The sequence below is a fragment of the Agrobacterium sp. GW821-FHT14E08 genome (assembly GCF_058803865.1).
In genome coordinates, this window is sequence record NZ_JBXAPJ010000004.1 from 82,099 (window position 1) to 103,517 (window position 21,419).

The 21,419-nt window shown below is 59.7% G+C and carries 20 protein-coding genes; 13 read left to right on the top strand and 7 right to left on the bottom strand.

Features of this window, described 5'->3' with window-relative positions:
• Positions 1 to 58 precede the first annotated feature (58 nt).
• A complete protein-coding gene (locus AC1ROR_RS16650) occupies positions 59 to 1,339 on the top strand; it encodes an ABC transporter substrate-binding protein (protein ID WP_035226223.1) in 1,281 nt (426 codons plus the stop codon).
• Between the two features lie 254 nt (positions 1,340 to 1,593).
• Positions 1,594 to 3,576, top strand: coding sequence for a phosphatase PAP2 family protein (locus AC1ROR_RS16655; RefSeq protein ID WP_498590092.1), 1,983 nt, complete (start codon positions 1,594 to 1,596; stop codon positions 3,574 to 3,576).
• Positions 3,577 to 3,659: 83 nt separating this feature from the next.
• On the opposite strand, the gene AC1ROR_RS16660 is transcribed toward AC1ROR_RS16655, so the two are convergent.
• A complete protein-coding gene (locus AC1ROR_RS16660) occupies positions 3,660 to 4,808 on the bottom strand; it encodes an ROK family transcriptional regulator (RefSeq protein WP_035226327.1) in 1,149 nt (382 codons plus the stop codon).
• A gap of 145 nt (positions 4,809 to 4,953) precedes the next feature.
• Between AC1ROR_RS16660 and AC1ROR_RS16665 the strand changes: the two genes are divergently transcribed.
• The 6 genes from AC1ROR_RS16665 to AC1ROR_RS16690 all read left to right on the top strand — a co-directional run bounded on the left by AC1ROR_RS16665 (position 4,954) and on the right by AC1ROR_RS16690 (position 10,751).
• The gene (locus tag AC1ROR_RS16665) at positions 4,954 to 6,183 is read left to right on the top strand and encodes an extracellular solute-binding protein (RefSeq protein ID WP_498590093.1); all 1,230 of its coding nucleotides are present in this window, start codon (positions 4,954 to 4,956) and stop codon (positions 6,181 to 6,183) included.
• Positions 6,184 to 6,268: 85 nt separating this feature from the next.
• Positions 6,269 to 7,309 (top strand): ABC transporter ATP-binding protein, encoded by a 1,041-nt coding sequence (locus AC1ROR_RS16670; RefSeq protein ID WP_498590094.1) that lies wholly within the window; start codon positions 6,269 to 6,271, stop codon positions 7,307 to 7,309.
• On the top strand, positions 7,309 to 8,163 hold the full coding sequence (locus AC1ROR_RS16675; protein ID WP_080723259.1) for an ABC transporter permease: 855 nt from the start codon (positions 7,309 to 7,311) through the stop codon (positions 8,161 to 8,163). The genes AC1ROR_RS16670 and AC1ROR_RS16675 overlap by 1 nt, the downstream gene beginning before the upstream one ends.
• Positions 8,163 to 9,026: an ABC transporter permease gene (locus tag AC1ROR_RS16680; RefSeq protein WP_080723260.1), complete on the top strand. Its 864-nt coding sequence runs from the start codon at positions 8,163 to 8,165 to the stop codon at positions 9,024 to 9,026. Before AC1ROR_RS16675 ends, AC1ROR_RS16680 begins: the two co-directional genes overlap by 1 nt.
• Positions 9,027 to 9,072: 46 nt before the next feature.
• Positions 9,073 to 9,969: a glycerophosphodiester phosphodiesterase family protein gene (locus AC1ROR_RS16685; protein WP_142170293.1), complete on the top strand. Its 897-nt coding sequence runs from the start codon at positions 9,073 to 9,075 to the stop codon at positions 9,967 to 9,969.
• A complete protein-coding gene (locus tag AC1ROR_RS16690) occupies positions 9,966 to 10,751 on the top strand; it encodes an inositol monophosphatase family protein (protein WP_498590095.1) in 786 nt (261 codons plus the stop codon). Before AC1ROR_RS16685 ends, AC1ROR_RS16690 begins: the two co-directional genes overlap by 4 nt.
• 66 nt (positions 10,752 to 10,817) lie before the next feature.
• On the opposite strand, the gene AC1ROR_RS16695 is transcribed toward AC1ROR_RS16690, so the two are convergent.
• On the bottom strand, positions 10,818 to 11,567 hold the full coding sequence (locus AC1ROR_RS16695; protein ID WP_498590096.1) for an SDR family oxidoreductase: 750 nt from the start codon (positions 11,565 to 11,567) through the stop codon (positions 10,818 to 10,820).
• A gap of 96 nt (positions 11,568 to 11,663) precedes the next feature.
• Here AC1ROR_RS16695 and AC1ROR_RS16700 point away from each other — a divergent pair, with 96 nt between their 5' ends.
• Positions 11,664 to 12,593: an AraC family transcriptional regulator gene (locus AC1ROR_RS16700; protein ID WP_498590097.1), complete on the top strand. Its 930-nt coding sequence runs from the start codon at positions 11,664 to 11,666 to the stop codon at positions 12,591 to 12,593.
• Positions 12,594 to 12,726: 133 nt separating this feature from the next.
• Here AC1ROR_RS16700 and AC1ROR_RS16705 read toward each other — a convergent pair whose 3' ends face one another.
• The gene (locus tag AC1ROR_RS16705; protein ID WP_035243181.1) at positions 12,727 to 13,860 is read right to left on the bottom strand and encodes an ROK family transcriptional regulator; all 1,134 of its coding nucleotides are present in this window, start codon (positions 13,858 to 13,860) and stop codon (positions 12,727 to 12,729) included.
• Positions 13,861 to 14,141: 281 nt separating this feature from the next.
• On the opposite strand from AC1ROR_RS16705, the gene AC1ROR_RS16710 reads away from it, so the two are divergent.
• From AC1ROR_RS16710 to AC1ROR_RS16725, 4 genes are all read left to right on the top strand, one after another.
• Positions 14,142 to 15,134: an ABC transporter substrate-binding protein gene (locus tag AC1ROR_RS16710; protein WP_035226248.1), complete on the top strand. Its 993-nt coding sequence runs from the start codon at positions 14,142 to 14,144 to the stop codon at positions 15,132 to 15,134.
• Between the two features lie 112 nt (positions 15,135 to 15,246).
• Complete coding sequence (locus AC1ROR_RS16715; protein ID WP_035243182.1) at positions 15,247 to 16,332, top strand: ABC transporter ATP-binding protein; 1,086 nt, start codon at positions 15,247 to 15,249, stop codon at positions 16,330 to 16,332.
• A complete protein-coding gene (locus AC1ROR_RS16720; protein WP_498590098.1) occupies positions 16,329 to 18,014 on the top strand; it encodes an ABC transporter permease in 1,686 nt (561 codons plus the stop codon). The genes AC1ROR_RS16715 and AC1ROR_RS16720 overlap by 4 nt, the downstream gene beginning before the upstream one ends.
• 81 nt (positions 18,015 to 18,095) lie before the next feature.
• Positions 18,096 to 19,052: a hypothetical protein gene (locus tag AC1ROR_RS16725; protein WP_498590099.1), complete on the top strand. Its 957-nt coding sequence runs from the start codon at positions 18,096 to 18,098 to the stop codon at positions 19,050 to 19,052.
• A 19-nt stretch (positions 19,053 to 19,071) separates the two neighbouring features.
• Here the strand turns inward: AC1ROR_RS16725 and AC1ROR_RS16730 are convergent, their stop codons facing one another.
• The 4 genes from AC1ROR_RS16730 to AC1ROR_RS16745 form a co-directional block, all read right to left on the bottom strand.
• Positions 19,072 to 19,635 (bottom strand): flavin reductase family protein, encoded by a 564-nt coding sequence (locus AC1ROR_RS16730; protein WP_167377625.1) that lies wholly within the window; start codon positions 19,633 to 19,635, stop codon positions 19,072 to 19,074.
• 11 nt (positions 19,636 to 19,646) lie between these two features.
• On the bottom strand, positions 19,647 to 19,982 hold the full coding sequence (fdxA, locus tag AC1ROR_RS16735; RefSeq protein ID WP_003499322.1) for a ferredoxin FdxA: 336 nt from the start codon (positions 19,980 to 19,982) through the stop codon (positions 19,647 to 19,649).
• A 104-nt stretch (positions 19,983 to 20,086) separates the two neighbouring features.
• A complete protein-coding gene (locus AC1ROR_RS16740) occupies positions 20,087 to 20,686 on the bottom strand; it encodes a superoxide dismutase (RefSeq protein WP_035226261.1) in 600 nt (199 codons plus the stop codon).
• Between the two features lie 162 nt (positions 20,687 to 20,848).
• The gene (locus AC1ROR_RS16745) at positions 20,849 to 21,418 is read right to left on the bottom strand and encodes a TetR/AcrR family transcriptional regulator (protein ID WP_498590101.1); all 570 of its coding nucleotides are present in this window, start codon (positions 21,416 to 21,418) and stop codon (positions 20,849 to 20,851) included.
• Position 21,419 lies beyond the last annotated feature (1 nt).

A 21,419-nucleotide genomic window follows, 5' to 3' on the forward strand; every position in this document is an offset into this window, starting at 1 on the left:
AATTAAGCAGAGGAGCTTTTGTTCGATTTGTGAAAATATTTTCATTGGGAGGATGAGCATGATGAAATTGTTTTCGGGCGTCAGCGCCCTTGTAATTGCCTCCGTCGCCGGTCTTGCGGCCGCGCAGGCCGAGACCCGCACGATCACTTTCCTTTTTACGGATGACGACCAGGGTTACGTGCAGCGCATGGCCGACCTCAGCAAGGAGTTCGAAGCGGCCAATCCGGGCGTGAAGATCAACTTCGTGTCTTCCGGTTATGATGCCGTTTCCAAGCAGCTGCCGGTGCAGCTGGCGGTGGGCGAAGGTCCTGACATCGCCAAGATCACCGACTGGCAGCTTGCGCCCTATTATCTCGACATGCGCCCCTACATGAAAGACGCGGAAGCATTCGCGAAGCTGCACGGTTCCAGCCTCAACCAGCTGCGCCTGCCGAATGTCAACGATCCGCAGTCGATCAACGGTTACATGGCGTCGCAGACGCTCAACCTGCCCTTCGTCAACAAGACGCTGTTCGAGCAGGCGGGTGAACCCTTGCCCGGCCCGACCGCGAAATTCAGCGAGATCGTCGAGGCTTCCGCCCGTGTCGCCAAGGCGACCGGCGTGCAGATTCCCTTCACCATGGACCGTTCCGGCCACCGCTTCTCCGGCGGCGCCTTTGCTTATGGCGCGACCTATGTGAAGGACGGCAAGTTCAGCTTCCCGGACGATGCGGCGAAGAAATACATCGCCGATATCTATTCATGGACGCAGAATGGCAGCTTCCCCAAGGAAATGTGGGGTGCCGCCGGCGGTTCGCAGTACAAGAACATGGGTGACGAGTTCGTCAACGGCAATGTCGTGACCTATCTGGCCGGCAACTGGATGGTCAATCCGTTCCAGAACAAGATCGGCGACGCCTTCGAATGGACCGCAATCAACGCACCTTGCGGCGATGCCGGATGCTACGCCATGCCCGGCGGCACCGCCATTGTCGGCTTCAAGCGCACCAAATACCCTGAAGATGTGGCTCACTTCGTCGAATTCCTCGGTTCCGAAAAGGTGCAGCGGGAGATCGCCGAGAACTATGTCGTCCTGACGGGTGCCGAGATCGTCGATCCGCAATACAAGCTGAAGAGCGAAGACGCCAAGGCGGCGATGAAGGTCTTCCTCGACAACAAGAAGAACGTGCCGCAGGCCGCCCGCGATTTCGAACGCGCCAAGGGCGGCAGCGCCATGTATCAGCAGATCGTGCAGCGCATGAGCCAGCTCATCGTCGGCGAGTTGACGCTCGACCAGACCTACAAGGTTCTGGAGGATGACGTCGCCAAGATCAACGAGGCTGTCGCGGTCAAGAAATAAGGGCCTGACCGTCCGCCTCCGGCGGAATGATGAAGCTCTCGAACGATATGCCCGGAGTGGTGCTCCGGGCATATCGCGCCGTTTCTTTCCGAAGGCGGCGCATCTTCGCTGGAGGAATTGCCGCAGGGAGCCATTCCCGGCGGTCCATCGAAAAAACTGAAATACGCTCTGTTTAAACCTGACGATGAGGCGCGCGGAACGCCGCGCCGCCTGTTTTCGTCACGCGTCACTCGCTGAAAATCATAGGATTCGTCATGGCCAGACTGAAGATGTCGTCTTTCTTTTCCGCACGCTCGAGCCTGCTCGCCTCCGTGGCATTGCTGGTTCTGGTTCCGGGCGCGCAGGCGTTCGATCGCACCGGGCCGGCAGGACAGGGTTATGCGATTACGGTGCCGGAGCCGGCGGCAACATATCCGCTGCCGCTTGCCGACAATTATCGCAACCAGACCGGCAAGAATGAGAAGGGCGAGGCGGTCCGCGCCTATGATGACCGGGACAACCCGATCATCGAAATCCTCTCCGGTTTTAACCGCATCTGGACGCTTGGCGATGAGAAATGGGCGGATGGCGGTGCCAATGGCGATGGTCCGGCGGATTTCAGCCATGTGAAGATCGTCGATCCCGCCGTCTGGCAGGAGAACATGCGCTACGTGCTGTCCGTCACCGGCGAGAACCGCACCCGCGCTGCTGCTTTCGAAGCCTATATGAATGATCGCCGTTCACAGGGTTACAGCGTCATCGACGGCATGGGCCCGCTCACCGACTGGTATCGCGAAGGGGCGGGCGCAACGACGACGATCAATCATACGCTCGCTGATTTCGACCCGAACGAGGTCATCGCCCGCAAGGAAGACGACAAGGGCACCGAGGCGGGTGCCGAGGATAGTGAGCTGAAGGATTTCGTCGCCTTCATGAAGGTGATCCGCGGCCCGGAGGGCACGACGTCGCCGGCGAAATATTTCTATTCCTCACCACGGCCCTGGCGCATGAACGACAAAGGCGAGGTGATCGAGACCGGCAAGGAAACGATTGGTGACCGCAGCTTCGAAAGCCATGACAGCGACCCGGGCGTCATCGTGCCGGCGCTGAAATATGCGCGGGAAAATCGCGGCCGCGCCAAGGATGGCGGTTTCCCGAGCGGGCACACCAATGCCGCCTATCTGGCCGCCATTGCCTATGCCTATGCCGTGCCGGAGCGCTTTTCCGAATTGCTGACGACTGCCTCCGAACTCGGTGAGAGCCGCATCGTCGCCGGCATGCATTCGCCGCTCGACGTGATCGGCGGCCGCATCACCGCAACCGCCATGGCCGCCGCCATGTTGCAGGACCCGAAAAATGCCGAGGTGAAGAAGGCCGCGTATGCGGCCTTGCAGGCCTATTTCGCCAGACGCCTGCCGCAGGGCCAGTCGCTCATCGATTTCGCCCATGGCGCAAAGCCGGATGTTGACCGGTTTGCCGATGCGGCGAAGAACGGCGCGGATTATCGCAGGCGCATGACCTTTTCCTTCAGTCGCGACAAAGCCGTGGGTGACGCGCCGATGATGGTGCCGAAGGGGGCCGAGGTTCTGCTGGAAACGCGCCTGCCTTATCTTGATGCCGCAGAGCGGCGCGCCGTTCTGTTTTCCACCGGCATCGAGGCGGGTTATCCGCTGCTTGATGACAGCAATGGCTGGGGGCGGATCAATCTGGTGGCCGCGGCCGGTGGTTACGGTGCGTTCGATGGCGATGTCGAAGTCACGATGGATGCCGCCGCCGGCGGCTTCAACGCGGCAGACCGCTGGACGAACGACATTGCCGGGGCAGGGCGTCTCGTCAAATCCGGTAGCGGAGCGCTGACGCTCAGCGGCCATAACAGCTATGGTGGCGGCACAATTTTAAAGGATGGTGCGCTGATAGTTTCGTCTGCCGATGCGCTTGGAACCGGCGGTGTGCTGGTCAGCGGCGGCACGCTTTCGCTCAAGGGAGGCAAGGATGTCGCCATCGGCGGTGATTATGCGCAGTCGGGCGGCATATTGGCGCTGGATCCGCAGAAGGCTGCTCTGCGCGTTAAAGGGAATGTGGTGCTGGACGGCGCGACGCTGAAGCTCGCTTTCGATGGTGGCGCACCGGCTGCCGGCACGCGCCTCGATGTGATCGCTGCCAATGGTCTGACCGGGACATTCGCCACGATCGATGCGGGCAATGTGAAAGTACGGCCGGTTTATACCGGCTCGGCACTGTCCGTGGTGGTCGAATAGGCCATGATGCAATGATAGAGGCTGCCGCAACCCTGCGGTTACGGCGGCCCCAAAAGGTTTGCGGGAACCGCAGGATAATGACCCTACAGGAAGTACCGGACCCTCAGTGGCAATAGCGCGGCGCCGATGGCGGACGGATCGCCGACGGTTTCGCTGAGAACCAGCTTCGCCTCCTTCGGGCCGACGCCGTAACGGTGTTCGCGCTGGGACGGCATATGCGTGCGTTCGATCATCATCTGGCCGAGTGCGCGTGGCAATTGCCCGCCAAAGACGATGGCCTGCGGATCAAGCACCGCGATCAGGCTTGCCACCAGCCTGTCCACCTGCGGCATGGTTTCGGTCAGCCATTCCTCGACGCCCGGCCATGCGGGGTCGAACTGTTGATAGAGCGGTTCGATCGAGTGGATGTCGACGCCATTTTTCTGCAACGTCGTGATCAGGTATTGCAGGGCGGGCCGTTTGGGCGATTCATCCGGGCTGTATATGCCGCTGAATTCGCCGGCATTGCCATGAAAGCCGTGAAACGGCTGGCCGCCAAGGATCAATCCGCCACCGAAACCATAGTTGAACGACAGATAGGCAAAGGTCTGGCACCACGAGCCGACACCACGGAGGCTTTCGCCAATCGCGCCCGTGGTGGCGTTGTTCTCCAGCCAGACCGGCAGGTGGAACCGTTTCTCAAGGATCGGCTTCAGGTCCATCAGCGACCAGTCGCGCAGGGGCTCCGGCGCATTGAAGGCGCGGTCCTCAGACACGAAGAAGCCGGACATGGAAAAACCGAGGCCAAGCAGGCGCTCGCGCGGGATGCCGTGCTCCGCCAGTAGCCGTTCGAGCGCCAGTGACAATGCAGCAAGCGTCATCTCCCGGTCTTCCGGAAGCATCTTCAGTTTTTCCTCAACAATCACGTCACAGCGAAAATCGGCGATGCAGATCACCACGGAGTCGGTGTTGATGGAAATGCCAAGCGAATAGGCTGCCTCCGGCACCAGCTCGATGGTGGGGCTCGGCTGGCCGCGCGTACCTTTTAGCGGTGCGCCGGTCTGCAGAAGCCCGCGCTCCAGCAGGCCTTCGATCAGCCGGTGCACGGATTGCTGTGTCAGGTTGGTGTGGCCAGTGATCGACGCCCGGGCGATGGGGCCATGGCGGCGCACGATATCCAGAATGAGACGCTCATTCTCGCTGGCGAGCGGCTGGCGGTCGAAGGTGTGCTGCGGCGTCTGATCTGTGGTCATGGCCTTGGATAACGGCTGTGCGGAGCGGCGGCAACATGGGGCATTGCTTTGCGACAGCATTTTTCACTGGACTGTCACAAATATTACACTTAGAGTGTATTAATAAGGGGCCGGTCAACAACGGGTCCTCAGGAGGAACCATTCAATGCGCATGAAATTTCTTGCGATCGCCGCGCTTGCGCTGGCGACGACGGCAGCGCCGTGCCTATCGGCAGACAGCACCATGAAAAACCTCGACTTCGATCTGTCGAAGGTCACGCGCGACAATTTTTACGAGATCGTCGTTCCCGCCGCCAAAGCCGAGGGCGCGGTGACGATGTATAATTTCGCCGGCAGTTTTGCCGATACGTGGAAGGAGCTGATCACCCGTTTCGAAGCCAAATACGGCATCAAGGTCGCCTATAGCGACGTGAAGGGCGATCAAGCGAACCAGCAGCTGATCGCGGTACAGGCGGCAGGGCAGGATTCGCCGGTTGATGCCTATTTCGCCGGCGGCGGCAGCTATCCGCTTCTCTCCTCCAAGGGCGTTGTCGGCAATATTGCGCTGACGAAAATCCTGCCGAACATGGCCAATTACAATCCGGAAATGGCCGAAACCGTCTTCGGCAAGCCGCATGGCGGCAGCTTCCCGCTGGTGCATCTCAACCAGACAGCGATCGGTTATGACTCTGCCTTCGTGAAGGCCGAGGATGTGCCGAAGAGCTTCGAGGACCTGCTGGTCTGGGCGGAAAAGAACCCCAAGCGGCTTGGCGTCACCTTGCCGGCCAAGGGCGGTTCGGGCGGCGGTTTCATCTATTCGGTGGCGCTCAATTATCTGACCGGCGACTGCCGCAAGCAGCTGACCGACTATAATCAGACGCTGCAGCAGGCCGAAGACTGGGCCATGGAGTCCGAGTGCCTTACGCCTGTCTGGGACTACTACCGCCGTCTTCTGGCAGTGGCAGAACTGACCAATGGCAATGCCGATACGCTCAACCTCATCAACAACCAGCAGCTTCACATGGGCACCGTCTGGGAAGATCAGGTCATGAGCTTCCTCGGCACCAAGCAATTGCCCGACAGCTTCCGCGTCACGCTTCTGGAAAAAGGGCAGGTTGGCTCGGGCGACGCCATGTTCGTGCCGGCCAATGCCAAGAATGTCGCCGCGGCGCTGCTGCTGATCGACATGGCGATGAGCAAGGAGTTCCAGCTCTGGAAGCTGGAAAACAAGGCTTCCCGCTCTCCGCGCGCCGATGTCACCAATGATCTGATGCCGACGGCCGTGCAGGTGCATGTCCTGCCGCAGAGCGTCTATCCGCGCCTGTCGCTGCCGGCTTTCTGGGACATGTCGACAGCGCTTGCCGAAGCGCTCGATGAAAAAGTCCTCAACCAGTAACGCCGTCGGGATTGCCGGATCGTGTGGCCGCAGGTGGCTGCGCGGTCCGGATAGCCTTGGTCAAAAAATATGAGGGAGGCTCGTCATGAGTGAACTCGAGATCAGCAATATCAGCAAGGATTACGGGGCGAGCCGGGCGCTTCATCCCGTATCGATCACCGTGGAACGGGGCGAATTCGTCACTATTCTTGGGCCCTCGGGTTGCGGCAAGTCCACGCTTTTGCGCATACTCACCGGCATCAGCCAGCCTTCGGGCGGCGAGATCCGGCTGGGTGGCAAGCGCATCGATCAGGCGCCGCCGGAAGCACGCGATATCGCCATGGTGTTCCAGTCCTATGCGCTTTTCCCGCATATGTCAGTCGCCAAAAATCTCGGCTTCGGGCTGAAGATGAAGAAGGTCGCGAAGGACGAGCGGGCGCGGCGCATCGCCCATGCGCTTGATATCTGCAATCTCACCGGTCTGGTGGATCGCATGCCCCGGCAATTGTCCGGCGGCCAGCAGCAGCGTGTGGCGCTGGCGCGGGCCATTGTCATGCAGCCAAGCCTGCTTCTGTTTGACGAGCCGCTTTCCAATCTCGATGCCAAACTTCGCGATACGCTGCGCCATGAGCTGACCGAGCTTCACCGCCGCATCGGCGCCACCAGCCTTTATGTGACACATGATCAGGCCGAAGCCATGGCGATGTCGGACCGGATCGTCGTCATGAATGCCGGCCGGGTGGTCGAGATCGGCACGCCGCTCGAGCTTTATCGTGCGCCGAAACACGCCTTTACCGCCGGCTTCCTCGGCCAGACCAATCTTTTGCCGGTCTCCGCTGAGGGCCAGCAGGCGCAATTGCCATGGGGTCAGCTGGTGACGCTGGACCGCGCAGCCACCGGCAATGTGCAGATTTCCGTTCGTCCGGAAAACATCCACATCCGCGCCGATCAGGCCGGTGAGGGCACGGTTTCCGCTGTCTCCTTCATGGGCGCCAATGCGCTCTATACGGTCGAGATTGGCGGCCGTCAGATAAGGATCAGCCAGTCCGGTGCGGAAACTCTGATTGATGCCGGGCAGAAGGTCGCCCTGCAGTTTCCCGGTTCGGTCCATCTTCTCGATGATAGAATGGTGGGGGAGGCGGCATGATGGCCGGGCTCCTTCGAAACAGGCGCGCCCAGCTTCTATTCCTGCTTTTGCCGGGTGTTGGGTATCTTCTGGTCTTCTTCGGCGGGCCGCTGCTGTCGGCGCTGATCGGCAGTTTCCGGCAGGAGGATGGCAGCTTCACGCTGATGTTCTACCAGCGGATTTTCACCCGCGCGTCGATGATCCGGGGGCTCACGACCTCCATCTATTACGGCGTCATGCCTGTCATCGTCTCGCTTGCGGCCTCGGTGCCGTTGGCGCTTCTGATCCGCAAGAGCTTTCTCGGGCGAAAACTGTTCAGCGGCCTTTACAAGCTGCCGATGGCGGTGCCGGGCATCATCGTCGGCCTGATGGTGATCGTCGTTTTTGAGAGGGGCGGTTTTCTCGACCGGCTGGTCGCGCCGCTCGGGCTGGAACTGCCCAAGCTCGTACGCGACGACTGGGGCGTCGGCGTCATTCTCGCCAGCGTCTGGAAACAGATACCCTTCATGACGCTGATCATCACCAGCGCTTTTGCGGCCATTCCCGAGGATATTCGCTACGCTTCGCGCACGCTTGGCGCTTCGCGGCTGAAGACCTTCTTCTTCGTGGAGGTGCCGCTCGCCATGCCGGGCATCACCGCCGCCATTCTTCTGACCTTCATCGGTTCCATGGGCTCTTACGCCATTCCCGACATCGTCGGTCCGCCGACGGCCCGGCCGCTTTCGGTGCTGATGGTCAAGGAATTCAACCAGGGACGTTTCAACCAGGTCTATGCCATGGGCATGGTGCTGAGCCTCTTCGCGGTCTCCGTGCTGCTGCTCTATTACTCCCTGACATCCCGCATCGGCCCCGGCCAAACCCGCGGAGACGCATGATGAGCGCTATAACTCTCGATCCCCCCAGCAGTGCCCGTCGCCGCGCCTTTACGCCGGAGGACCGGATTTTCGTTTCCATTGGGCTTTATGGCGCGCTGACACTCGCCATCGCCGTGCCGCTGGCGCTGATGTTCCTCTGGAGTATTGCCGACGGCTGGTCGCCGCCGCTCATCGTGCCAAAGGATTACACCACGGCGCGCTGGGCGAGCATCCTGAGCGATGGCAGCCTCATCCGCGCTGCGGTCAACAGCATCCTCATCGCCATCGTCGTCACCTTCCTGACGGCCGCCATAGCGCTACCCACCGCCTGGGCCATGGCGCGTTTTCCCTTCCGGCTGAAACGGCTGGTGGAAATCTTCATTCTGGCGCCGATCATCATTCCCGGGCTCGTCGTCGCCGTCGGCATCGGTCAGGTATTCCTGCTTTTCGGTCTCGCTTATTCGGTAACGGGGGTCATTCTCGTGCAGATCGTCGGCACCCTGCCGCTGATGATCCGGCTGATGACGGCCGCGCTGGAAACCATTCCCGATGATCTCATTCATGCCGCCCGGTCGCTCGGCGCGGGAACGGTCGGCATAGTGCTGCACATCATATTGCCGCTGGCCGTGCCCGGCCTTCTGGCCGGCGGGCTGATGTCCTTCATCGGCAGCTTCGAGGAATTCGACAAGTCCTTCATCGTCGGCGCGCCTGTCGTCGAGACCCTGCCGATCAAGCTCTACATGTATCTCGATCCCTATTCGATGCAGCTGCCGCTCGCCGCCATCGTCTCCTTCATCCTGCTTCTTCCCGCACTCATCGTCTTCATCATCGCTGGCCGCATCCTGCGCGACGATCTGATGGCGGCGGGCATGGGGAAAATCTGATCCGGGTGCTCAAACCCGGTAATTGCAACGTCCGAAAGTGAAAATCATGCACCAGACCCTTGCTGCCTCCCGCAATACCTCCAATCCCTGCAATGTGCTTGCACTCTGCTCGCGAGACAATCCGGCCATCCTGACCATCGCCCATCGCGGCTTCTGGACCGCCACTGCGGAAAACTCGCTCGCCTCCGTCCGCGCTGCGATCGCGGCCGGCGTCGAGATGATCGAGATCGACACGCAGGCGACGGCCGATGGCCGGCTCGTTGTCATTCATGACGAAACGCTCGACCGCACCACGACGGGCAATGGAATCGTGAGCGCGCTGCCTTTCGAGGTGGTCCGCGCAGCGAAGCTGAAGGCCGGCGCAGGCGGCGAGGCCGCTGAGTTGACCGATGAATGCGTGCCGACGCTGGAGGAGCTGCTGGAAGAGGCGCGCGGCAGGATCACCGTCAATATCGACACCAAATTCACCCGCGATCTGCCGCAGGTCATGGAGACCGTGCTGCGGCTCGGCGTCGAGGATCAGGTGCTGGTGAAGACCGATATCGATCCCGAATCGGGCCGTTTCGAGGTGGTGGATACCAACTGGTTCGGCAAGATCCCGCATATGCCGATGTTCCCGGTCCGGAAGGGCAAGTTCGCCGAGGATCTGCGCCGTATCGAGGCGTTGAAGGCGCCGATGATCGAGGTGAAATTCACCGACATTGCCGATCTCACCGAAGGCCGGGCCGAGATGGAGCGCCAGAATATCCGCCTGTGGATCAACACGCTTGATGTGTCCCATTGCGTTGATTTCGACGATACGCGGGCGCTTTCAAATCCCGAAACCGTGTGGGGCGCTCTTGCCGAGGCCGGCGTCGGCGCAATCCAGACGGATGAAGTTGAAGCCTTCACGGGCTGGCTGAAGGCGGGCGCCGGCGAGACGGGCAGGGCGTGGAGACGATGAGCGAGCGGCTCGAACGCGCCGTCGCCATCATCGAGGAAGCGATGGGCCTTGCCCTTCGCTTTTTCGAGGCGCGCGACGCCATCGCCGCCCGGACGAAGGGTTTTCAGGATTTCGTCTCGGAAGCCGACACCACGGTCGAAAAGCTCATCCGCGACCGTCTGGCGGCCGCCTTTCCCGGCGAAACCGTGCTGGGCGAAGAAATGGGCGGCGTTGCCGATGACGCCTACTGGATCATCGATCCCATCGATGGCACCGCCAATTTCCTGCGCGGTTCGCCGCTCTGGGGCATCTCGCTCGGTTTCGTGCGGAGCGGCCAACCGGAACTCGGAGTTGTGGCCATGCCGGTGTTTGCGGATATCTACGCGGCGGCTGATGGGACCGGGTTGATGCTGAACGGCAAGCCGCTTGCCCGTCAGGTGCCCTTCGAGGCTGTGCAGGTCATGTCGCTCGGCGACAGCGCCGCCGGCGATGCGGCGGAAGTGGCGGCTCTCAATGTCGGGCTTCGGCATGCGGGCTGGGTGGTGGAATCCATCCGCTCGACATCGATCGGCCTTGCCTTTGCCGCGCGCGGCATCTTCGACGGCCATCTGCAGAAGCTGACGACCATGTGGGACATCGCCGGCGGCGTCGTTCTCGCAAGGGAAGCGGGTCTCGATGTCCGCATCGGGACGCGCCCCGGCAGCGGCATCCCCTGGGTTGCCGCCGCCACGCCGGCGCTGATGACGGCGACGGAGGGGCTGTGGCCGGAGATTGCGGAGAAAGCATCGACGGAACCTGCGTGAGATGCCGCGAACATCGATGCCGGGTGTTGCTGAAGCACCCGGCATCTGCGGTTTATCCACGTTCGGTCAGTTTCCCCGAGCCAGCGCGACGGCATCCGGGCCTGCCGGAAAACGAAGCTGGCCGGATAGGTCATGGACGGCATTCCAGACCGTCTCGGCGACATCATCTTGCGTGGTCGTCATGGCTGGCGTGGCGAAACCTTCCAGGATTGGCGCGGCAAAGCCCATGTAGTCGTCCGGCAGCAATTGCTCCAGCGGCAGGATGGCGTTTGCGGTGAAACGGGTCGTCGGCGCATAGCCGGGTTCGACCAGCTTCACGCGGATGCCGAAATGACCCAGCTCATGCGCAAGTGAACCGGAAAAACCCTGTATTGCCTGCTTGCTGGCGGTGTAGGCGGCGGCGAGCGGGAAAGAGGCGAGCGTGGCGCTGGAGGTGACGTTGACGATCGTGCCGGACCGGCGTTTCCGCATCTGCGGGATGATCGCCTGCGTCATTGCCATCACACCGAAGCTGTTGGTGTCGAAGATCGTACGGATTGCCGACATGGGTGTCGCCTCGAAAGCCCCGACCATGCCGATGCCGGCATTGTTTACCAGCACGTCGACCGGGCCTGCCGCATCGATCAGGGCCGCGATGCTCTTTTCGTCCGTCACATCCAGAGGAAGGACGCGCAACCGTCCGGTATCGTCACCGAAGTGGCTCGCATCCGGATTTCGCATGGTCGCGATGACGTTCCAGCCGCGGGACAGAAAGAACGCGGCGGTCGCCTTGCCATAACCAGACGAGGTGCCGGTGATGAGGATGGTCTTGGTCATCATAAATCTCCATTGTTTGATGCCATTGGAGATAGACGACGTTATCTGGATGATATATGCTTAATAAGCCGAAATTTATTATTGATCGTCCAGAGAATGGATCCACTCAGCGATATTATCGATCTTCTGCGCCCGAGTGCCGCCGTGTCCAAGCCGATTTCCGGACGGGGCCGGTGGGGCGTGCGTTATCGCGCTTATGACGCTCCGGGTTTTGCAATCGTCCTTTCCGGCGCGGCCTGGGTTCTGCTCGAGGGCCGCGACCCCCTGCGGCTGGCGCGCGGTGATTTTCTGCTCCTGCCATCGACGCCGGCTTTCTCGCTCTGCAGCGATACCGATGTCGAATGTATTCCGGTGGAGCCGCAAGACCGGGCGGTCCGGCATGGTGAACAGGAGGGAGAGCCGGATTTCGTTGCGCTTGGGGGAAGCTTCATGTTCGAGCGGATCAATGCCGCGCTTTTGCTTTCGCTGATTCCCGGGCTGATCCATGTGCCGGCGGGCGAGGGCGGAGCATCCCGGCTGGCGCGCCTCATAGAATTGCTGTCAGAGGAATGCGCCAGCGAGGATGCGGGCAAGGAACTCATCATCCGGCGCATGCTGGAGGTTCTTTTGATCGAAGTGCTGCGTCGTCCCGGCGCCGGCAGCGAGGCTATTCCGGCGGGGCTGGTGAAGGGAATGCGCTTGCCCGGGCTTGCCCGCGCCTTGTCTGCCATGCATGCCAATGTCCGCGCGAACTGGACCGTGGCCGAACTGGCCGGGATCGCCGGCATGTCGCGCTCGGCCTTTGCCGCGCGGTTTAATGAAGTGCTCGGTTGCGCGCCGATCGAATATCTGGCGCGCTGGCGGATGGCGCTTGCCAGGGACGCGCTGATGCGCGGCGTAAAGTCGCTCGATCATATCGCCGAGGAGATCGGCTACGAATCCGCCAGCGCATTCAGTACCGCTTTCCGCAAAAGAAACGGTGTCGCTCCGGGAATCTTTGCCCGCGCAAATGGGGACAGAAGCTGGCAGCAGGTAGGTTTTCTCTAGCAGTTGCCTGTCATGACGATGAGGGCACCCGGATTATCTTAAGGGAGGGCGGAATAGGCGCATTCGCTTCACAGGTGCAGACAGCCGGCAACTTAATCCATTACTGGGTAAGAAGGCTGCCGAATAACAGCGGCTAAGCCCATCCCTTCAACGCCCTGCCTGAATAATAGCTGGGTGTCGTGGCACGGTAGATCGGTATGCTGGCGGCACCAAGATGCGGCAGGTCGCTCATCATCGATTTGCGTATTTCGGGGGGTTCGACGAAGAAATCCTCGCCGAGCATTTCCAGCGAGCCGATGCGCTGCACGATATGTTCGAGAATCCAGTCGGGTAGCGATCCGCCAAAAATGATGGCACCGGGATCGATCGTTCGGGCAACGGTCAGTGCGAGCAAGCGAAGCTGTTCTGTCGCTCTTTCAAGCCAGGCGACCACGGCAGGGTGATCCGAATAGCTTTCATCGATATCCTTCAGACGCCTGATATCCATGCCGTGAGCGGCCAGCGTGTCGCAAAGGTCCTGTCCCGAAGGACGCGGATGGGATTTTGGAAACAGGCCGCCAAACTCACCCGCATTGCCGTTCGTCCCGCGATAGAGATGGCGCTGCACCACCACCGCGCCGCCGATGCCGTAAGTCAGCCAGATCATCGCAAAATTGCGGATGCTTCGGCCTGCGCCGTAATATAGCTCAGAAAGAATAACGGTATTGCCGTCGTTTTCGTGAAAGACCGGAAAATCAAAATAGGGCTGGAAGTCTTTGTCGACATCGATGTCATGCCAGCTCTCGAATTGCCTGATGCGGAACACATGGCCACGGTCTCGTTTGAAGTGGCCCGGAAAGCTGATGCCGCAGCCAAGCACATCCATTTTTTTGACCTTTGCTTTTTCGAGCACCTGGCGTGCGGCGGCCTCCGCCGTTTCCATGATGTGCTCGAAGCTGTAGTCCTCCAGGTCAGATCTGACTTCGTGCCTTATCGTGCCATTGAGATCTGCGATGCAGACCCGCAGGTCATCTGGATTGAAGTAGACCCCGAGTGTGAAAAGCCCGTTCGGATTGATCTCGATCGCGGTAGACGGTTTCCCGCGCTTGCCGTCGTTGCGTGCTTCCTCAGCCTCGATGATGAGGCCGGATTCAAGAAGGCTGGATGTCAGACGCGTCAGCGTCGGTGCCGACACATCCATCTCGCGCGCCAGTTCTATACGGGACATGCCACCCTTGCCGCGCAAAATCTCGAGCAGACGCCGTTCATTGTAGCCGAGGTCGATCAAGCCATTCTCCCGCGAGACGTAACGTCGGATTGAATAGCGCAAACGACGCGATTGTACAGCGAATTTCCCGGTCCGGGTTTAGCGGCGATGCTGTAACTTTATTAGAATACCTTTTTTTATCAGTGCGATAGGGCGTTTTAATTTTTGTAACGAATTCGCGCTTGACTTATTAATTTACGTAAAGAAAATAAATATCAGACAACGAGCTGCGACGACAAAAACAAAAAAAATTTAGGTCGCGGGACATCGTGGTCAGGGAACAAAAAAACGGAGCACCCTTCATGCGTCAATCATGCACTATTTTCGCGCGCCTTGTTGCCGGCGCAACCTTCCTTGCCAGCGCGGCTTTCGCCCATGCCGAAGGTACCGTCGTGGTCTATTCGGCAGCGCCGCAGCAGCTTATGGATGAGTTGTTGCCGCTGTTTGAAAAGAAGACCGGCACCAAGGTCGAGCTTGTCAAAGCCGGTTCCGGCGAGTTGATGAACCGCATCAAGGCGGAAACCGGCAAGGCAGCGGGTGATGTGATCTGGAGCGTTGATGGCACTGTCATCGACTTTTCCGCCGACCTCTTCGAACCTTACAAGCCTGTCGAGGCAGCATCGATCAACCCTGCCTTTTCGCCGAGCACCAACTGGGTTCCCTTTACCGCAGTCGTTACGGCCTTCATCGTCAATAAGGAAGCGCTGAAAGGCGCACCGGTTCCGACTTCCTGGGCCGATCTTGCGAAGCCTGAATATAAGGGCCTGATTTCCTCGGCTCGCGCCGATCAGTCCGGTTCCGCCTATATCCAGATGGCAACGGTTTTGCAGGATTTCGACAGCGAGGAGAAGGGCTGGGAGGTCTATACCGGCATTCTCGGCAACTCCGTCCTGTCCACATCGTCAGGCGCGGTTCCGCGTTTCGTCAATGATGGCGAGCAGGCGGTTGGCATTACGCTCGAAGACGCCGCCTTGCGCTACAAGCTGGGCAGTGCCCCGGTAGAGATCGTTTATCCGAAAGAAGGCACGGCGATCGCACCTGACGGCATGGCGCTCGTCAAGGGCGGGCCCAATGCCGAAAACGGCAAGGCCTTCATCGATTTCATCGTCTCCAAGGAAGCGCAGGAAGTGGTGGTAAAGGCCGGTCGGCGTTCCGTCAGAACCGATGTCCCGGCCAATGCGGCGCTTGTCCCGCTGTCTGATGTTCCGGATGCGAAATATGACTTCAAGTGGGCTGCGGACAATCGCTCCCGCCTGATGGAAAAATGGAACGAGATCCTGCTCGACGTCCAATAAGACGTTAAGGCGGCGGCGAAGGCCGCCGTCCTCACGGTATCGCATTCATACTCGCATTTTTGTCTCGTCCACCGTGGTCGTGTACCGCGCAGGATATGTCATGGAGCAGCACATGGCCGCCGTAGAAATTACCAGCATCAAAAAAAGTTACCGGGATGTCGTTGCTCTCTCCGACATCAATATCTCCATTCCATCAGGATCGTTTTTTACGCTTCTCGGACCGAGCGGTTGTGGCAAGACCACGCTTCTGCGCACGATTGCCGGTTTTCATCAGCAGGATAGCGGCAGCATCAGCATCGAAAGACAGGCGATCGAACATGTTCCGGCCCATAAGCGTGATGTCGGCATGGTCTTTCAGGATTACGCGGTCTTTCCGCATATTTCGGTGTTCGACAACATCGCCTTCGGCCTGAAGCAGCGCAGGGCATCTTCAGCCGAGATCCGCGAGCGGGTAGGCAAGATTCTCGATGTCGTGCAGCTCGCCCCCTATGCCAAGCGTATGCCGCATGAATTGTCCGGCGGTCAGCAGCAGCGCGTCGGTCTGGCGCGTGCGCTCGTCATCAACCCGAAAGTGCTGTTGATGGACGAACCCCTATCCAACCTTGACGCCAAACTTCGCGTGGATTTGCGGCGAGAACTCCGCGAGATCCAGCAGGCGATGAACATTACCACCGTTTATGTCACGCATGATCAGGAAGAGGCGCTTGCCATGTCCGATCTGGTTTGCGTCATGTATGGCGGCGTCATTCAACAGGCCGCGGCGCCCTGGGAAGTCTATAACAATCCCGCCAACCGCTTTGTCGCGTCTTTCGTGGGAGCAAATAACTTTCTGACGCTTGACCGTTCTGGGGGGCAGACTTCCATTTCCGGCCATAAGGTCGCGTTGCCGCAGGCGGACGCAGTTTCGCCGGAACGGAAGATCGTCGCCGCCATCCGCCCGGAGGCGATTGCCGTCGGTCCTTGCGCGATTGATGGCGATGAACGCATCGAACTGCCCGTGACCATAAGGCAGGTCAGCTTTACCGGCCGCGAAATGAACGTTGCCGCCGTGCTTTCGTCGGGCGAGGAGATCGAGGCGATCACCAAGCCATCGCCGGAGATCATCGGGCTGCAGCCCAACCAGAAAACCACATTTTCCTGGCGCACGGCCGATGCGCAGCTGTTCGGCGAGGGCACAACCGGGGAGCGCCTGTCATGACGGATATCACCGCGACTGCGACCGCCGGCGGCTTCCGCCTGAGACTGCCGGGCTTCTGGACATGCGTGACGGTGTTTGCCGTCATCCTGCTGGCGATCTTTCTGATCCTGCCGATTTTCAGCGTGTTCTTTATCAGTTTCTTCGATGCCAAAACAGGCGCATTCGGTTTCAGCAACTACGCGGAAGTGTTCACACGGCGTTTTTATACGGTCGCACTCTGGAATACGCTTCTCATCGGGGTGCTGGGCATGCTGGGCGCCTGCCTTCTCGGTATTCCGCTTGCCTTTTGTACCTCCCGCTATCGCATCAAGGGGCGCACTTTCATCGCCACATTTGCGGTGCTGGTGCTCTGTGCGCCGCCATTCATCGGTGCCTATGCCTGGATCATGCTGTTCGGTGCCAATGGTGCTGTCACGAATCTCCTGTCCTTCGCCGGCATTTCCCTGCCGACGATCTACGGAATCCCGGGTATCGTGATGGTCTTCAGCCTGAAGTTCTTTCCCTACATCTTCCTGATGACGGAAAATGCGCTGAACACCATCAACAAGTCCTATGAGGACGCGGCGGAAAACCTCGGCTGCACGGCGTTCCAGCGGTTCCGCAAGATCACCCTGCCGCTGGTCTTTCCGGCAGTCAGCACGGGCGCGATCATCTGCTTCGTGCTGTCCATCGCCGACTTTGGAACGCCGGCAATCCTCGGCAAGGGCATCAGAACGCTTTCGACCATCGCCTATGCGCAATACACCTCCGAAATGGCCGGAACCCCGACCATGGCTGTGACGATTTCCATGGTGATGATTGCCATTTCCATGGCGGCACTTCTGTTGCAGCGGCATATTCTTGCCAAGCGCCGCTACGCCAGTTCGCTGACGAACCGGCCGGTCAAGCAGTCCATGCGACCGCTGAAATCGTTCATCGTGCACGGCTTCTGTTATTTTGTCGTGCTCATCGCCATGCTGCCGTCGCTCACGGTCATCTATACGTCGTTCCTTGCAACCAGCGGTCCCGTCTTTACCGGCGGTTTCGGATTGGACAGCTACGCCCGCATCCTTCGCGATTCACCGCAGGCGATTGCCAACAGTTTCACGTTTGCATTGGCCGCTGTCGTGCTTATCGCCATCGTTTCCGGCCTGCTGTCCTTCATCGTGGTTCGACGCGACAATGCGGTCTCCGGTTCGCTCGATCTTCTGCTGATGGTGCCTTACCTCATCCCCGGCGTCGTTATGGCGATCGGCTACGTGACGACGTTCCGTTATCCGCCCTTTGATATCACCGGGACGGCGCTGATCATCATCCTTCTGGTGTTTATCCGCCGGCTGCCCTATGGCGTCCGCTCGACGACATCAATCCTCAGGCAGATCAAGCCGTCCATCGAGGAAGCCGCGGTCAATCTTGGGGCTTCTCCGGCAAAGACCTTCGTATCGGTGACGGTGCCTCTGATGCTGCCTGGTCTCATCATCGGTTCGCTGATGAGCTTCATCACTGCCATCAATGAACTCTCCTCGACGTTGATCCTCTACACCGCCCGCACGATCACTATGCCGGTGCTGATCTATATCCAGGTGATCGACGGAGAATTTGGCACGGCGGCTGCGTTGTCCACCCTGCTTCTGGTCAGTACCGGGATTTGCGTCTTCGTCGTCTTCCGTTTGTCGGAAGACAGGGAAGCATCCTTCGTCTGACCGCTTGCAACCCTCATGAAAGGCTAAAGCAGCGGCGACCGGCGCGTCGCCGCCTGCTCCCCTCTGCAAGGAAACAATACGATGAATATCGCGAGCTTTTCGCAATCGAAATACAAGAATGCCGCAACGCCGGGGGACGATGTGGCCATTCTTCTTCCCGGACGGGTTCTGGCCGTTTTTGACGGTGCGACTGACCCGACCGGTGTGAATTATGGCGGGCTGAGTTCCGGCCGCATTGCCGCGCTTGCCGCCGCAAATGCGGTGGCGGAGATGAGCATCCAGGGTGCTTTGCAAAGTTGCGAGGCAGCCACGCTGTTCCAGACCATCAGCGATATCCTGAAAAAGGAAGCCGAGCGCATCAATGCCAGCCATCCACCATCCACCACGCTCGCTATCGTTGCCGATATGGGGGACAGTTTTCGGCTGCTTCTGGCTGGCGATTCCGGTGTGCGCATCAATGGGGACAGGCTGTTGCAGCATGCCAAGCTCATAGACCGGGTCAGCACCTCGGCGCGCATCCACGTCTTCAAACAGCTTTTCGCGTCAATTGGGGATGGTGATGCAGCGGAGGCCAAAACCCGTGCCACCATATTTTCCGGCCTTCGTGCTGCGGTCAAAGCCGGGATCATGAGCGCGACGGACGCGGAAACAGTGATCACAACAGCCGCTACCGCAAGCGGCCTTCAGGCCGAGATCGAAGCGGTGGAAGAGTTTCTGATGGGCGGTATTCGCGTTCAGCCACACTACGCAAACAGACAAGGCCATGTTTTGGGATACGCCTCGATCAATGGCGGGATGGTGATGGAGGAGGGGACGATCGACCTGTCGCTCGCAAAGGACACGATCAACAGCCTGGAAATCTTTACCGACGGTTATCTCTCACTGCCTGCCGGGGTCGACGTCGCTGACTGGGAAGCCGAATTCGCCCGCGTCGAAGCGGCAGATTTTCACAAGCTCAATGACTATCCATCGGTAAAGGGATCAACATCGAGTGAATTCAGCGACGACAGGACGGTGATATGCCTGAAGGCGCGGTGAGAGAGATCCGTGCCGACAGCTATTTTGTTACTTCCGCGCCTTTATAGTTGCGTTCACTCCAGAGCAAGGCTTTGCGCAACGGATCGAACCTCGCTTCGATGATCGCGCCGACGAAGAGGATGTGATCGGCGGCATCGGTGGAACCGACAAGGTTGCAATCCATTGAGAGAAGGGCCCCGGAAAGCCTTGGGCTTCCCGAAGGCCAGACATCCCAGTTGCCGACGGAAAACCGGTCCGGCTGGTTTCCCTTTCCGGCAAACACGTCGGCGATCTCCTCCTGTCCTCTGGATAGCGCTGCGACGGAAAAGCGTCGGCTCGCGGCGATGAGATCGACCATGCGGCTGCTGGCGTCGATGGAGATCATCAAAAGCGGCGGCTCGGCGCTGAGGGGCATGAAGGATGTGATCGTCCGCCCGGTCCGCTCCCCGGCGTGTGAGGCCGTGGCCACGGCAACCGTAAAGGCAAGCCCGGCCATTGAATCCTTGAATTCACGCGGTGAGATCGTCGGTGCCGAGCACGCCTTCAGCGGAATATGCGCGTGATTGACCACGCCGCCATCGATCAGCCTGAAATTATGAGACATGCAGTGCCGGGCTAACCGCCCGCTCCCGGATTTTTTGAGAAAATGGACATCTTGGCCGCAGCGCCGTTCATGATATCTGCATTATCAGGCGGGTTCCCTTTCTGGTACACCCTTGGCCAGATGCCGGAATAATGGCGGTTGAGGTCTAGCCAGACATGCAGCCCCGCTTCGGTATCCGGCCGGATGGCCGCGGCGGGACATTCGCCCTCGCAGATCCCGCAGTCGATACATTGATCGGGATGGATAACGAGCATGTTCTCGCCCTCGTAGAAACATTCCACCGGACAGACTTCCACGCAGTCCATATATTTGCAGGCGATGCAGTTTTCGGTGACGACATAGGGCATTGAGACGCTCGAATGGAGTTGCAGCCGGACGGCGGCTGTCCGGCTGCGCCTGACCCGGCCAACCGCCCAGGGCAGCGGCAGCGACCGGATCGGTGGGACCTAAATCAGAGGCGGGCGGCGACCGCCTGCCAGTTCACCAGATTGTCGAGGAAATTTTCGAGATAAGCCGGGCGCTTGTTGCGGAAATCGATGTAGTAGCTGTGTTCCCATACATCGCAGCCTAGAAGTGCCTTCTGCCCGAAGCACAGCGGATTGACCCCGTTTTCCGTGCGGGTGATCTTCAGCGTGCCATCGGTATCCACCACCAGCCACGCCCAGCCCGAACCGAATTGCGAGGCGCCAGCGAGGGCGAAATTCTGCTTGAACAGCGCGACCGAGCCGAAGGACTGCGTCAGCGCATCTTCCAGCGCCTTCGGGATCGCATGATTTTTCGGTCCCATTATTTCCCAGAAGAGATTGTGGTTCCAGTGCTGGGAGGCATTGTTGAAGATGCCGGATTGCGCCACCGCACCCTTCTCATAGGTGCCCCGGACGATCTCTTCGAGGCTCCTGTTTTCCCACTCGGTGCCTGAAATCGCCTTGTTGAGATTATCGACATAGGCCTTGTGGTGGAGATCGTGATGAAACTTCAGCGTCTCCTCGGACATGCCTGCAGGGGCGAGCGCATCATGGGCATAGGGGAGGTCGGGAAGCTGGAAAGCCATTGGGTATTCCTTTGTCAACTGTTCGCTCAAGAGCATGGAAAGAGCCTTGCAAAAACAAGGTGACAATAGTTCTAGGACCTCAATCACGGTTGAGGTCAAGCGGTTTTTCGAGGATAAATTCACCCGACTGCGGCTTATAAAATATGCGTCCGATGGCGCGGGTTACCGCTTGCTTGCGTTCACGGTGGCGACCCATTCTTCGAGCGCCCTGCGGATTGCCGTGCCCGCATCTTCCCCGCGGACAAATGCCCACCATGTATGTGCGCCTTGCCAAACGGCGGCCATCTGCCACCCCAGCCGCAATGCTCTTTCCTCGTCGCGGGCAAGGCGGCGGCCAAGCGCGTGGGCAAGGGTGTGTCCCCAGAGGGCACCTCTCGCCCGCAGCTTCGGATTGCGAATGTCTTCTCTGAGCAGCAGCAGTCCGTCACTGGCGTTTTGTTCTGCGGCTTCAGAGGTCATGAGGCGCATGAGAAGGGCTATGGCGCCCTGCGGCGTCAAGGGTTCCTGCTCATCGGCCGTTTCCGTTTCCGCCTGCAGCTTGTCCCAGGCGCGCAGAAGCACGGTTTCGACAAGGTTTTCGCGCTTGCCGTAACGCTGCACCAGGGTGGCCGCAGATAGGCCGCAGGCCTTTGCAGCTGCGGCAAAAGTCAGCCCGTCAGGGCCTATCTGCAACATGAGGGGCAGCAGTGCGTCCAGCACCTGATCATCTGAAATAGACTTGTGTCTTGGCATG

Excerpts from the sequence above, each read along its gene's own strand:
- AC1ROR_RS16650 (WP_035226223.1), top strand. The coding sequence starts at position 59 with ATGATGAAATTGTTTTCGGGCGTCAGCGCCCTTGTAATTGCCTCCGTC.
- AC1ROR_RS16725 (WP_498590099.1), top strand. The coding sequence starts at position 18,096 with ATGAATATCGCGAGCTTTTCGCAATCGAAATACAAGAATGCCGCAACG.
- AC1ROR_RS16685 (WP_142170293.1), top strand. The coding sequence starts at position 9,073 with ATGCACCAGACCCTTGCTGCCTCCCGCAATACCTCCAATCCCTGCAAT.
- AC1ROR_RS16695 (WP_498590096.1), bottom strand. The coding sequence starts at position 11,567 with ATGACCAAGACCATCCTCATCACCGGCACCTCGTCTGGTTATGGCAAG.
- AC1ROR_RS16665 (WP_498590093.1), top strand. The coding sequence starts at position 4,954 with ATGCGCATGAAATTTCTTGCGATCGCCGCGCTTGCGCTGGCGACGACG.
- AC1ROR_RS16715 (WP_035243182.1), top strand. The coding sequence starts at position 15,247 with ATGGCCGCCGTAGAAATTACCAGCATCAAAAAAAGTTACCGGGATGTC.
- AC1ROR_RS16670 (WP_498590094.1), top strand. The coding sequence starts at position 6,269 with ATGAGTGAACTCGAGATCAGCAATATCAGCAAGGATTACGGGGCGAGC.
- AC1ROR_RS16680 (WP_080723260.1), top strand. The coding sequence starts at position 8,163 with ATGAGCGCTATAACTCTCGATCCCCCCAGCAGTGCCCGTCGCCGCGCC.
- AC1ROR_RS16745 (WP_498590101.1), bottom strand. The coding sequence starts at position 21,418 with ATGCCAAGACACAAGTCTATTTCAGATGATCAGGTGCTGGACGCACTG.
- AC1ROR_RS16660 (WP_035226327.1), bottom strand. The coding sequence starts at position 4,808 with ATGACCACAGATCAGACGCCGCAGCACACCTTCGACCGCCAGCCGCTC.
- AC1ROR_RS16700 (WP_498590097.1), top strand. The coding sequence starts at position 11,664 with ATGGATCCACTCAGCGATATTATCGATCTTCTGCGCCCGAGTGCCGCC.
- AC1ROR_RS16720 (WP_498590098.1), top strand. The coding sequence starts at position 16,329 with ATGACGGATATCACCGCGACTGCGACCGCCGGCGGCTTCCGCCTGAGA.
- AC1ROR_RS16655 (WP_498590092.1), top strand. The coding sequence starts at position 1,594 with ATGGCCAGACTGAAGATGTCGTCTTTCTTTTCCGCACGCTCGAGCCTG.
- AC1ROR_RS16675 (WP_080723259.1), top strand. The coding sequence starts at position 7,309 with ATGGCCGGGCTCCTTCGAAACAGGCGCGCCCAGCTTCTATTCCTGCTT.
- AC1ROR_RS16730 (WP_167377625.1), bottom strand. The coding sequence starts at position 19,635 with ATGTCTCATAATTTCAGGCTGATCGATGGCGGCGTGGTCAATCACGCG.
- AC1ROR_RS16710 (WP_035226248.1), top strand. The coding sequence starts at position 14,142 with ATGCGTCAATCATGCACTATTTTCGCGCGCCTTGTTGCCGGCGCAACC.
- fdxA (WP_003499322.1), bottom strand. The coding sequence starts at position 19,982 with ATGCCCTATGTCGTCACCGAAAACTGCATCGCCTGCAAATATATGGAC.
- AC1ROR_RS16690 (WP_498590095.1), top strand. The coding sequence starts at position 9,966 with ATGAGCGAGCGGCTCGAACGCGCCGTCGCCATCATCGAGGAAGCGATG.
- AC1ROR_RS16740 (WP_035226261.1), bottom strand. The coding sequence starts at position 20,686 with ATGGCTTTCCAGCTTCCCGACCTCCCCTATGCCCATGATGCGCTCGCC.